A 12423-nucleotide genomic window follows, 5' to 3' on the forward strand; every position below is an offset into this window, starting at 1 on the left:
TCATCGGCGGTCTTTCCAATGGAAACCCAGGTTCCAGGGTCGACCGTGGAGGGGCTGTTCAGTTAGACCGAGACGCGCCCAGGAACCGTTTAGCGGTCGGTGCGGTAGCGGTTGAGCTTGTCCTCGTCGATGGGCGCTCCGACGCCGGGAAGGTCGCGCACGGCAATGCGCCCGTCGATAATCTGCAATGGATGGGCCAGCAGGTCATCGGCCATATCCAGGAAGTTCGACAGCTCCGCGGCCCGTGCTGCGGTGGCGCGGTGTGCGGCGCCGAAGGCGATGGTGGCCATCGATCCCACCTGAGTGTCGATTTGGTTGCCCATAGTGACGTCCACGCCCAGGCCGGTGCACAGCCCCAGAATCTCGGTGGCCTCGGTGAATCCGGAGCGGGCGGTCTTGATGCAGATGGCGTTGCAGCCACCGGAGAGCAGTTCGCGCGAGGCATCCCCGGCGGTGGGTACCGACTCGTCGCCGACCACCGGAATGGGGGAGCGCTCGACGAGACGGCGACGGCTCATCGCCTCCTTGGCATCGCAGGGCTCTTCCAACAGGGTGAGCCCCAGGCCGTCGGTCCGGCGCAGCACCTCCATGGCCTCGTTGGCGCTCCAGCCGCGGTTGGCGTCGAGGTAGATCTCGACGTTGTCGCCCAGACCTTCGCGCAACACCCGGCACGCCTCGATGTCCAGGTGCAGCGGGCGGCGGCCGACCTTGAGCTTGAAGGTGGTGATCCCATACTCTTCGCCGAAGCGATGGGCTTCCTCCAACAGTTCCTCGGCCGGCTTGAACCCGAGCATATGGGAGACGCGCAACGAATCGGTCCACCCGCCGAGCATCTTATGGACCGGCACCCCGAACGCCTTGCCCGCCAGGTCCCACAGCGCAATGTCGACGGCCCCCTTGGCTACCTGATTGTGGATGGTGCGATGCATGATGGCGTGCACCTTCTGCCGATCCAGGGGGTCCAAGCCGATCATCTCGGGGGCAAAGAGGTCTTGGACTACGTTCGCGATCGAGGTTTGGGTTTCGCCGTAGGTGTAGGGGCGTGGTGGGGCGTCGGCCTCGCCGATGAGACCCTCATCGGTATGGATGCGCACCAGCACGTGGTCGGCGGTGGCCACCGAACCTGAAGCGAATGTCAGCGGGTGCGTGTAGGGGATCGCGTAGGGGATGGCCTCGACGGCGGTGATCATCATGGGGTCTCCGGGGGTGTTTCGGATGCGGATGGGGGACGGTCGTGGGCATGCAGGTTCTCCGAGGCCGTGCGGGCCAGGCCGAGGAAGGAGTTCAGCAGTGGGGTGGCGGCGCCGGGCTTCCATGCCGTGCCGAGTCCGAGGGTGATCTCTTCGCTCAGCGGGCGCAGGGCAATGGAGGAATGCAGCGGTAACGAGGCGCTGCCGGGTACGAACGCGACGCCGAGCCCGGCCGAGACCAGGGCGATCAGCGTGGAGGTTTCGGTGGCTTCCTGAACAATGCGGAGGCGGAATCCGGCCTGGCGGCTTAGCTCGGCCACCACGGAGGACACGGAGGAGCCTCGCGGATAACTGACGACATCGTCGTGGGCGAGATCCGCAATGCTGAGCGGTTCCGTGGAGCCGGCGAGGCGATGATTCAGCGGTAGCACCGCCACCAGGGGCGACTGCTCGAACTCGTCCAGGCTCAGCTCGGCCGACTGAACCGGCGGTCGGAGCACGGCGGCGTCCAGCCGGTTGTCGAGCAGGGCTTGCTCCATCTGCGGGGTGAGCATTTCCCCGGAGATCTGGAGACGCACCAGCGGCATCTGCTCGCGGGCCAGCCGCACAATTTCCGGCATCAGTCGGTATGTTGCAGTGCCCGAGAAGCCGATGCGCAGCACCCCGGCGGCTCCGCGGCCGATCTCGCCCACATCCGACGCCGCGGCCTCGACGTCGGCGAGAATTTGGCGGGCGCGATCGACAAATAGGATGCCGGCCGAGGTGAGCTCCACTTTGCGGGTGGTGCGCTCGAACAGGGTGGTGCCCAGCTCCGTTTCCAGCTGCTTGATTTGGCTCGACAGCGGTGGCTGGGCCATGTGCAGTCGCTCGGCGGCGCGGCCGAAATGCTTCTCTTCCGCCACGGCCAGGAAGTAGCGCAGATGCCTCAGCTCCATGGTGCTACCTCCTCTGCTGTGGTGGAACGGTGTGGATGAATGCTCGACGTCGACGCGTGTAGCGCAGACAGCAACAGCGTATGAGCGGGAGGGCGGCGGTGTGAAAGACCTGTTCTGCAGTGATTCATATCTACAGCATCTCAAATGTGTCAATACATGTACTTCTGGATCTTGATGAGCGGGCCTAGAGTGAGTCGGGTCACCGATGGTGACGTCACACACCCTCACGGAGGATTCATCGTGCAGACGAGCACTCACGAGTCGTCAACGGCTCCGGCCACGGCCACACCGGAACAGGCTGATGCGCTGGACCGCGCCAGTAAACGCAACTGGTGGCTGGTCGCGCTCGGCCCGGTGGCAGGGCTGGTGCTGGCACTGGTCCTGCCGAGCTCGCTCGCTTTCGAAGGGCGTGCCGTGGCCGGCTGTGCCCTGTGGATGGCGATCTGGTGGATGACCGAGGCCGCGCCCATCCCGGTGACCTCGCTGCTGCCGCTGGTGCTGTTCCCGCTGTTCGGCATGGCCACGATGGGCGAAGTCGCCGCACCTTACGCCGACACTGTGGTCTTCCTGGTAATGGGTGGCGTGATCCTCGGGCTGGCCACCGAGAAATCCAACCTGCACCTGCGCGTGGCGCTGCTGACCATCCGTCTGGTGGGCACCAAACCCTCGCAGATCGTGCTGGGGTTGATGATCGCCTCCGCGTTCATCTCCGCCTGGGTGTCCAATACCGCCACCGCCGTCATCATGGTCCCCATCGCTGTGTCCATCCTCAGCCTGGTGCGGAAGATCGACCCGAATGCCGCAGGACGCAAATTCGCCGCCTCGCTGCTGCTTGGTGTCGCCTATGGCGTGACCATCGGCTCCACTGCCACCTTGATCGGCCAGCCGCCCATGGCGCTGATGAAGGGGTACCTGATGGAGTCGCACGGCTTCGATATGGCCTTCGGCACCTGGATGCTGATTGGTGTGCCCTGGGCCGTGGTGATGTTGATCATCGCCTGGATCGCGCTCACTAAGATCGTCTACCGTCCCGAAATCAATACTCTGCCCGGCGGGTCCGAGCTGATCCGCGACGAACTGGCCAAGCTCGGCTCGATGACGACGCCCGAGCGCCGGGTGGCCTGGATTTTCGCCGGTGCCATCTTCTTCTGGATATGCGTGCCCTTCATCGCCGAGATCCCGTGGGTCGCCGATAACGTGAGCTTCCTGGGCACTATCAACGATGCCCAAGTGGCCATGGCCGCAGCCATCGCGTGCTTCATGGTGCCCGCCCAGCGTCGTCGTGACGACCGCACCGGCGCCCCGCTGCTGCGCTGGTCTGCGGCCAAGGAAATCCCTTGGGGGCTGCTGTTGCTCTTCGGCGGCGGCCTCTCACTGTCTGCCATGTTCACGGCTACCGGGTTCAGCGAGTGGGTCGGCGAGCAGGTCAGCGGTCTGACTGCTATGCCGTCGTGGGTGATCATCGTCGCCGTCATCGTTGTCGGCCTGATCCTCACCGAGCTCACGTCCAATACGGCTACTGCCGCGGCGTTCTTGCCGATTTTCGGTGCCGTGGCCATCGGTGTGGGTATCGATCCACTGTTCATGACCATCGCGGTGACCCTGGCCGTCTGCTCCGCTTACATGCTCCCGGTGGCAACCCCGTCAAACGCAGTGGCCTTCGGATCTGGAGAGATTACTATCAAGCAGATGGTCCGCGCTGGTCTCTGGCTGAACCTGATCTCCCTGGCTTTGATCATGGTGGTCATGTACACCTTGGTCCCCATGGTGTTCGGTATCTCGTTGTAATTCCGACATCGCCGACACCACACGTTTCCTCAACGAAAGGACACCCATGCTTTTTCTTGCCCGGATGGACGTGCGCTTCCCTGAATCCATGGATGCGCAGACGAAAGCTGACTACCAAGCCCAGGAGAAAAGCTACTCCGCGGACCTTCAGCGCCGCGGCGTGTTGAAAGGGATTTGGCGCGTGGTGGGGGAGTACGCGAACTATTCCATCTACGACGTCGACGGTCACGACGAGCTACACGCGATCTTCCAAGGGTTCCCGATGTTCCCCTATATGAAGGTGCAAGTAACTCCGCTCGCACAGCACCCCAATGCGACGGCGGATGAATTCTTCGCGCCACCATCCACATGACGACGGACACAAATCTGCAGATCTGAAGGGAACGGAATACTCTAGGACCACGAGGGTGTTCCTACGGCGGGAGACAATACCAAGGAAAGAACACCTGCTCCGAGCGCAATCCCGGAAGTAGTTGACTGAGTGGACCGTGAGACCGACCTCCGTGTGGAGCGCGTCTTGGCGGAGATATCCTCATCCGCCCGCGTGCTGTGTCTCAATGCGCCGGAAGGCAGTGACTTCGAGCCGGTGGTTGAGGCATGGCTGAATGCCAGCGCACCGCTGGAGCCGGTGGATGTTCAAGATCCTGCTATCGTCTCATTTCTGGCAGACACGGGCTCGACCGTGGAAGAATCGCTCGTGGATCAGTATCCCGGCGCTCTCGTGCTGCACACCCAACAGACCGGGATCACCGGCCACCACATGGAGCAGCTGCTCGACGCCCTGCCGAAGGCGCGCATCGCCTTCATCGTGACCATCGCCGCTGTGGCGGTGGAATCCTCCGAAAAGCTCTATTCGCGAGATGACACGGTGATCCTGTTCCCCGAGTCGCTATACTTCACCGCATCTGAGCTTACCGAGATGCTGGGTGATGCCGATCTCGGCCAGCAGTGCTTCCACGCCACCCTCGGTTGGCCGGCCGCGGTGCGCATCTGGCGCCGTCGTGGGGAGGACCCAGGCTATTCAGCGTTCCCGTTGATGCGCGCCTGCGCTTTGGCCATGTCACGTTGGGTGCGCCCGCTACCACTGGCCGGTCGTGAGCTGATTTTCCAGCTGGCCTATATTCCTCGCTTCAATCGGACGGTCTGCGAGGAACTGAGCACGACGAGGCACATGAGCATCGAGTCGGCACAGGTGCTGGAAAATCTCGGTCTGGCTCGTCGCGTTGACACGACGACGATGCATGATGATCAGCCCTCCGGCCGTTGGTGGGCCATGCCCCCGATGATGGCCGAGGCGCTGCGCAGTCGGATGCGAACGGTCGATCCTGAGCTGGGCATGAACTACCGACATGATGCCCTGATGGCCCTGGCCGCAGGAGGCGGATGGAATGAAGCCATCACTCGCGCCGTCGAATGGCACGCTGTAGACACCGGCACCGCACTGATCCTCGAGTACTGGGCGATTGCGGCCATCGACGATGAGGAACGGTTCTTGGGGAACCTCCGGACGTACTTCAGCAACGGGTCCGTCTCGGCCTCGCGCATGGATGTCCAGCATCTCGGCGCCTTTCTGGCCGGAGCCTTCTCGGGGAGCGACGAGTCGGTGTTCGAACGTTTCCGCTCCGCTTTCGCCAGCGCTGATGCTGAGGAACGGGACATTGCCGGACAGGGCATCTCGCCCCTGTTGTCGCGGCTGCTCGTGCTTCTGGTCACCAGAACAACGGGCACGGCCGAACGGGCACATGAGCACGCCGTCGAGCTGGCCGAGCTGTTGCAGTACGAAGCGGCGCCATCCGAAAACTCCTCGAAGCTGCGTCACGCGGAGTTGGCCCTGATCTGGCAGCAGCTCGGATACACGTTCCTGCTCACCTCAGACGGCCCGCGTGCGCTGAACTGTTACCGCCGCGCCATTCACATCAGCGCGGCTCAGGGATTCGGCGAACTGCGGCAGAAATGCCTGGCCCAACTGCGGCTGGTCCAGTCCTCGCTGGAAATGCTCTTCCCCGGCCAAACCATGGTGGGGGCGCTCACGGCACTGAACTTGGAGGATGCCGGCGGATACTTTACTCGGGCCGGTCACGACGCGGTGTTGCTGGCCCAGGGATTCGACGCGCTGTGGGACCTTGACGGCGAACGGCTGCACGCCGTGCTCGATGACTTCGCCCCCACCGCGCAATCCGGTGAGCTCTGGCCCTTCAGTGCTTTTCTCACGGTCGTTTATGAATCCATTTTTGGCGACAAGGTGCGCGCCCGCCGCCTGCTGCGGGATTATGCTCCTACCCGTGGAAACGACCAGGGCACCTGGGCGCAGCTCCTCGACTGCGCCGAAGTGGTGTACCTGCTGATGGAAGGCTCCCACGCAAAAGTCATCGACCTCACGCGCCACATCGACGCCCGCCGGGCAACGGTGATGCTCGCGGCGCGCACCGCCGCACAAATGGCGCTCGGCGACTTTGATTCCGTGCGCCGGGTGCGCCTGCCCGGACCCGCGATGCGCGACGACGATGCTCTGCTGCCCGCCACCACCATCGACGTCCTGCGTGCCTATGCCGACCACATCGCTGACGGAACCGATGCGGCCGAATCGCTCGACGGGCGCCTGCCCAGCGATATGCCGCTGTTCGTCACGCTGTACTTGTGGGTGATGGGCGCGTCCGAAGAAGACATCACCAGCATCTTCGATCTCGATGACGAACGCCGTGCCCGCCTGCGCGGAATCCGCCGTGGCACGGAGATCCCGCCCCAGGTGCGCCCGCAGCTCACAGAACGCGAACGCGAAATTATCGGGGCCCTGGCCCGGGGCATGGACCGTACGGAAATGGCACGGACCATGTTCCTGTCGGTGAACACCATCAAAACGCAGCTGTCTTCCGCCTACCGCAAGCTCGGGGCGTCCAGTCGGCAGGAAGCCCTGGAGGAGGCTGCACGTCGGGGTTACGTGTGAGCCAGCATGTGTCGGCCACCACTGGTAAAATCGAGTTCTGAGAGACCTCGGGCGCTTTCGTCTCGAGGGCTTTCGCATGTCGAGGACCGTGAGGTCGCCGAAACGGCGTCCCGTGCGGCCCAAAGGGAGAGATAGTCAATGCCAGCAATAGCGATCGTCGGTGCCCAGTGGGGCGACGAAGGCAAGGGTAAAGCAACCGATCTGCTCGGTGGCCGTGTCGACTACGTCGTCAAGCCCAACGGCGGCAACAACGCCGGTCATACCGTCGTCGTCGGCGGTGAGAAGTTCGAGCTGAAGCTGCTGCCCGCTGGCATCCTGTCCCCGAACGCCACCCCGGTGATCGGCAACGGCGTGGTGATCAACCTCGAGGCGCTCTTCGAAGAAATCGACGGCCTCGAAGCCCGAGGACATGACTGCTCCCACTTGAGGATCTCGGCCAACGCGCACCTGGTCGCCCCGTATCACCAGACCCTCGACAAGGTCACCGAGCGGTTTCTGGGCAAGCGCGCCATCGGCACCACCGGCCGCGGCATCGGCCCCACCTACCAGGACAAGGTGGCCCGACTGGGCATTCGCGTCCAAGATATCTACGACGAGTCCATCCTCCGGCAGAAGATCGACGGGGCGCTGCGCCAGAAGAACGAGCTGCTGGTGAAGCTCTACAACCGCCGCGCCATCACCGTGGACGAGATCGCCGAATACTTCCTCTCCTACGCCGAGCGGCTACGCCCCATGGTGGTCGACACCACCATCCTGCTCAATGACGCGCTCGACCGCGACGAGCTGGTGCTGATGGAGGGGGGTCAGGCCACCTACCTTGACGTCGACCACGGCACCTATCCATTCGTGACTTCCTCGAACCCGACCGCCGGCGGCGCCTCGGTGGGGGCGGGCATCGGCCCGACCCGCTTCACCCGCACCATCGGCATCGTCAAGGCGTACACCACCCGCGTGGGTGCCGGCCCGTTCCCCACGGAGCTCTTCGACGAGATCGGTGAGCAACTGCGCATCAATGGCGGCGAATTCGGTGTGAACACCGGCCGCCCGCGCCGCACCGGCTGGTACGACGCCGTGATGGCCCGCTACGCATCCCGCGTGAACGGCTTCACCGACTACTTCCTCACCAAGCTCGATGTGCTCACCGGGCTCAAAGAGATCCCGGTGTGTGTGGGCTACGACGTCGACGGCGTGCACCACGATGAGATGCCGATGACCCAGACCGGATTCCACCATGCCAAGCCCGTGTACCGGACCTTCCCGGGCTGGACCGAGGATATCTCCGGCGCCCGCACCCTGGAGGACCTGCCGCAGAACGCCCGCGACTATGTGCTGGCCCTGGAGGAGCTCTCCGGCACCCGGATCTCCGCTATCGGCGTGGGCCCGGGGCGTGACGAAGTGGTCCAGATCCGCGACCTCGTCGTCGACGAGGGCTGACCTTTCGCACGCACCCGGTCTGGTCCGGTTGTCTCAGCATCGTTGATCGGAGCGCACATGGTGACAGTGGCCGAACAGGTCGGGACGTTCCTGGCTCGGTTGGGAGTCGGGCACGTTTTCGGTGTGGTGGGCAGCGGCAATTTCGCCGTCACCAACGCCCTGCGAGCTGCCGGTGTGCCCTTCACCGCCACCCGCCACGAAGGTGGAGCGGCGACCATGGCCGATGCCTACTCGCGAATGAGCGGTAAGGTCGGGGTGGTGTCGGTCCATCAAGGATGCGGGCTGACCAACGCCGGCACGGGCATCGGTGAGGCGGCGAAATCGCGCACCCCGATGATCGTGTTGGCCGCGGAGACGGTTGCGCACCAGATTCACTCGAATTTCGCGATGGACCAGCGCGACTACACCCGGTCCCTGACGGCCACTCCGGAGCGCATCCATTCGGCCGAGTCCGCCATTGCGGATACTCTGCGAGCGTTTCGCACCGCGGTGCGGGAGCGCCGCACCGTGGTGCTCAACTTGCCACTGGATGTGCAAGCCACTGAAGCGGTCGGCGAAGTTCCCGAGCTCACCGTGGAACCCCGGGCAGAAGTCGTTCCCTCGGAAGTACAGCTCACCGCGCTCGCGGACGCTATTGCCCGCGCCGAGCGTCCCGTCTTCATCGCCGGACGCGGTGGGCGGACGGCAAAGAACGAGATTCTCGAGCTGGCCCGCCACGTGGGCGCGCTGGTGGCCACCGGGGCGGTGGCGAAAGGGCTGTTCAACGAGGATGACTTCGACCTGGGGATCTCCGGCGGCTTCTCGTCGCCTGTGACGGCCAGCCTGATTACCGGCGCGGATCTGATCGTCGCTTTCGGATCGGCGCTGAACATGTGGACCACGCGCCACGGGAACCTGATCGGAGCCGATACGACGGTCGCCCAAATCGATATTGAAGATTCAGCTCTGGGCGCGCACCGTCCCGTGCAGATCCCGGTGCTCGGCAGTTCCGCAGCCACCGCCGCGGCCCTGCTGAGCCGTCTGCGCGACCACGGTGGAATCCGCTACCGCACTGAGGCGGTCCGTGAAGAGATCAGCAACGGCGCCCGCTGGAAGGACGTGCAGACCGAGGACCTGGGGGAGGACGGCTCCGCCATCGACCCCCGCGAACTGAGCAAAGCGGTGAACAACATGCTTCCGGCCGAGCGGATCGTCAGCATCGATTCGGGCAACTTCATGGGCTACCCGAGCCAGTATTTCGACGTCCCCGACGAATTTGGGTTCTGCTTCACCCAAGCGTTCCAAGCCATCGGTCTCGGGCTTTACACCGCCATCGGCGCAGCCCTGGCCCAACCGCAACGGATGCCCGTGCTCGGTACCGGAGACGGTGGTTTCCTGATGTCGGTTCAGGAACTTGAGACCGCAGTTCGCCTGCGTCTTCCCCTGGTGACCGTGGTCTACAACGATGCTTCCTACTCAGCAGAAGTCCATCACTTCGGGCCGGACCAGGACATGGGCGCGGTGACGTTCCCCGACACCGACATCGCCGCCATTGCGCGCGGATTCGGAGCCGAAGCTATCACCGTTCGTTCCGTTGATGATCTGAAACCGCTCGAGCACTGGGTGGCTTCGAACCCTCAGGGTCCCTTCGTGATTGACGCGAAGATCGCTAGTGATGGCGGCTCCTGGTGGCTCAAAGAAGCCTTCAAAGGGCACTGACACGACCGACCGACACCGTCCTACTCCTTCACCTAGAGGAAACGTCATGACCACACTGAATTCCTTGATGGCTGGCCTGTCCGATGGCTCCATCCGCGTCATCGATCTCACCAACAAGCTCTCACCCTCCACCCCGACGTTGCGGCTCCCGGAGCCCTTCGAGAATCTCATCGACTTCAGCCTGGACGAGGTCAGCGCCTACAACGATCCCGGGCCCTTCTAGAAGCACCACAACATCCACACTGGTGAGCACATCGGCACCCACCTTGATGCACCGATCCATTGGATTTCGGGTCGCGAAGGACACGACGTCTCGACCATCCCGGTCGAGCGTCTGATGGGACCCGCGGTCGTGATCGATGTGAGCGAGCAGGTGGACGAGAACCCCGACTTTCTGCTCGAGACTGACGATGTCACAGCCTGGGAAGCCGAATACGGACCCCTGCCGGAGAATGGATGGCTGCTGCTGCGCACCGGCTGGGACCGCTACTCTCAGGACCAAGAAGCCTTTCTGAATGCCGACGAGACCGGTTCTCACACTCCCGGAATTTCCGCCGAGGCAGCACTGTGGCTAGCCACGGAGACCAAGCTGTCCGGCGTCGGTGTCGAAACCGTGGGTATCGACGCCGGACGCGGTGCGGAACTGGATCCGCCGTTCCCGGTGCACTATCACTTCTTGGGCAACGACAAGTACGGCATCACCTCGCTGCAGAACCTCGATCAGCTACCGCCGACCGGTGCGATGCTCGTGGTGGCACCCCTACCGATCACCGGTGGCACCGGTAGCCCCACCCGGGTGCTGGCCCTGGCAGAGAACGCCTAACCTCGACCGGCCAGCTCAGACGTGCTGGTGCGTCTTTGCCTTCTTGGGGATCATCGCGACGAACAGGGCGGCCATCGCGCCGACGATGGCGAACACGATGAAGTTCCACTCAAAGGGCAACTCGAGAGAGGCGATCCAGCCTCCCAACAGCGGCCCAACAATCGCGCCGATGCGTGCGAAGGACAGCGCCCATCCGGTGGCCGTAGCCCGAGCGTAGGGCGGGTAGTAGTCGGCCACCCAGCCCGTGAGCACGAGTGAGGTGGCAATGGTGCCGACGCCGGCGACGGCCACGAAGAGGTAGTTAATGACGATGCCGTTCGGGAACATCAGCATCAGGATGCCCAGTGCACCGAGAAGGTAAAACGTCACCAGGATGATTTTCTTACCCCACTTGTCAGCGGCGCCTCCGATGAAGACCCCACCGATGGCTGAAGCCAGCGAGAACACGGCGAGGAACGTGAGTGAAGAACCCAGCTCATAGCCGGCCGATTGCATGATGTTAGGCAGCCAGGTGTTCAGTCCGTACACCAGCAACAAGCCGCAGAAGAGGGCGATCCAGAAACCGACCGTTGCCAGGGCGAAGGGGCCGGAGAACATCACGGAGAAGGACTTCTTCCAGTTCGCTTTCTCGCCTGACTCGGTGGCCACGCTCCAATCGGAAACCCGGAACGGGGCGATGCCCAGTCGTTTCGCCTGAGAGGCGGCTTCAGAATGCTTGTCTTTGGCGACCAGGGTTTCCAACGATTCCGGCAACTTCCACAGCAGCAGCGGAATGAGTAGGACGGGGATCGACCCGAAGCCCACCACCCAGCGCCAGCCCAAGTGCTCCACGGTGGCCAGTGCGATCAGCGCCGCCACCAGAATGCCAAGTGAGTACCCGGAATACATCAGACCGTAGTTCAGTGACCGCTTCTTCGGGTGCGAGTATTCGATGGTGAGCGCGGCGGCGACCGGAATCAGGCCGCCCATGCCAAGCCCGCCCAGGAAGCGGAACAGCGCGAAAATTTCGGGTGTGGGGGCCAGTGCGGCTCCGAGCTGCGTGGTGGTGAAGATGGCTACCGCAGTGATGAGCATCTTCTTACGGCCGAGACGGTCGGAGAGGCTGCCGATGAGCATCGCGCCGATCATCATGCCGAAGAGGGCGGCTGAGCCCAGCGCGCCGGCCTGCAGGGGATCCAAACCCCACGGTTCGTATGCCATCAATGAGGGCATCACCGCACCCAAGACGCCGACGTCATAGCCTTCGGCCAAGATGGTGGCCCAGCACAGTGTCAGGACAAGGTTGGTGGTGCGGTCTGGTACTGGCCAGCTGGATTCGCTGGTGGCCGGGGGAGAGGTTGCCGCTGGTGTGGTCATGAGCAGACAGTATGTCGCAAAAGGTGAGCTGATCATTAACCGGAGACGAAGATGTCGCCACCCGTTGAGGCTCGCCTCTGACCAAGAATGCGAAGAATCCTTGGCACCCCTTCAGGCGGAGCGCAGGGACTTTTCCATCGTGCGCAGCAGATGCGCGCGCTTCTCCCAAAGTCATGGGGGCATGCTGGTACAGGGCGTTCACCGAATACAGCATCGACCACAGCAGGGTGTTGATCCAGACCGACGGTAGCTGAG

Annotated in this window: 8 protein-coding genes and 1 pseudogene; 6 read left to right on the forward strand and 3 right to left on the reverse strand. The window is 63.5% G+C overall.

Translation table 11 applies throughout. The annotated features are described in order from the left end of the window. Positions 1-89 precede the first annotated feature (89 nt). Positions 90-1193 (reverse strand): mandelate racemase/muconate lactonizing enzyme family protein, encoded by a 1104-nt coding sequence (locus tag P8192_RS01965; RefSeq protein ID WP_278158054.1) that lies wholly within the window; start codon positions 1191-1193, stop codon positions 90-92. Beyond that, entirely contained in the window at positions 1190-2125 is a 936-nt protein-coding gene (locus P8192_RS01970; protein WP_278158056.1) for a LysR substrate-binding domain-containing protein, read from the reverse strand. The genes P8192_RS01965 and P8192_RS01970 overlap by 4 nt, the downstream gene beginning before the upstream one ends. Positions 2126-2365: 240 nt before the next feature. On the opposite strand from P8192_RS01970, the gene P8192_RS01975 reads away from it, so the two are divergent. The 6 genes and pseudogenes from P8192_RS01975 to P8192_RS02000 all read left to right on the forward strand — a co-directional run bounded on the left by P8192_RS01975 (position 2366) and on the right by P8192_RS02000 (position 10812). Beyond that, positions 2366-3913: an SLC13 family permease gene (locus P8192_RS01975; RefSeq protein WP_278158058.1), complete on the forward strand. Its 1548-nt coding sequence runs from the start codon at positions 2366-2368 to the stop codon at positions 3911-3913. Between the two features lie 46 nt (positions 3914-3959). Further along, positions 3960-4265 carry a muconolactone Delta-isomerase gene (gene catC / locus P8192_RS01980; RefSeq protein WP_278158060.1) on the forward strand — a complete coding sequence of 102 codons (306 nt, stop codon included), beginning with the start codon at positions 3960-3962 and terminating at the stop codon, positions 4263-4265. Between the two features lie 165 nt (positions 4266-4430). Continuing rightward, a complete protein-coding gene (locus tag P8192_RS01985; protein ID WP_278158061.1) occupies positions 4431-6857 on the forward strand; it encodes a helix-turn-helix transcriptional regulator in 2427 nt (808 codons plus the stop codon). Positions 6858-6995: 138 nt separating this feature from the next. Then, a complete protein-coding gene (locus P8192_RS01990) occupies positions 6996-8291 on the forward strand; it encodes an adenylosuccinate synthase (protein ID WP_270106404.1) in 1296 nt (431 codons plus the stop codon). Between the two features lie 57 nt (positions 8292-8348). Continuing rightward, positions 8349-9989, forward strand: coding sequence for a thiamine pyrophosphate-binding protein (locus tag P8192_RS01995; protein WP_278158062.1), 1641 nt, complete (start codon positions 8349-8351; stop codon positions 9987-9989). 46 nt (positions 9990-10035) lie between these two features. After that, a pseudogene (locus P8192_RS02000) lies at positions 10036-10812 on the forward strand (cyclase family protein). 15 nt (positions 10813-10827) lie between these two features. Here the strand turns inward: P8192_RS02000 and P8192_RS02005 are convergent. After that, positions 10828-12168: an MFS transporter gene (locus P8192_RS02005; protein WP_278158064.1), complete on the reverse strand. Its 1341-nt coding sequence runs from the start codon at positions 12166-12168 to the stop codon at positions 10828-10830. Between the last annotated feature and the right edge of the window lie 255 nt (positions 12169-12423).

The organism is Citricoccus muralis (assembly GCF_029637705.1).
In the GTDB taxonomy this organism is placed as follows: Bacteria; Actinomycetota; Actinomycetes; order Actinomycetales; family Micrococcaceae; genus CmP2.

Excerpts from the sequence above, each read along its gene's own strand:
- P8192_RS01990 (WP_270106404.1), top strand. The coding sequence starts at position 6,996 with ATGCCAGCAATAGCGATCGTCGGTGCCCAGTGGGGCGACGAAGGCAAG.
- P8192_RS01995 (WP_278158062.1), top strand. The coding sequence starts at position 8,349 with ATGGTGACAGTGGCCGAACAGGTCGGGACGTTCCTGGCTCGGTTGGGA.
- P8192_RS02005 (WP_278158064.1), bottom strand. The coding sequence starts at position 12,168 with ATGACCACACCAGCGGCAACCTCTCCCCCGGCCACCAGCGAATCCAGC.
- P8192_RS01965 (WP_278158054.1), bottom strand. The coding sequence starts at position 1,193 with ATGATGATCACCGCCGTCGAGGCCATCCCCTACGCGATCCCCTACACG.
- P8192_RS01970 (WP_278158056.1), bottom strand. The coding sequence starts at position 2,125 with ATGGAGCTGAGGCATCTGCGCTACTTCCTGGCCGTGGCGGAAGAGAAG.
- catC (WP_278158060.1), top strand. The coding sequence starts at position 3,960 with ATGCTTTTTCTTGCCCGGATGGACGTGCGCTTCCCTGAATCCATGGAT.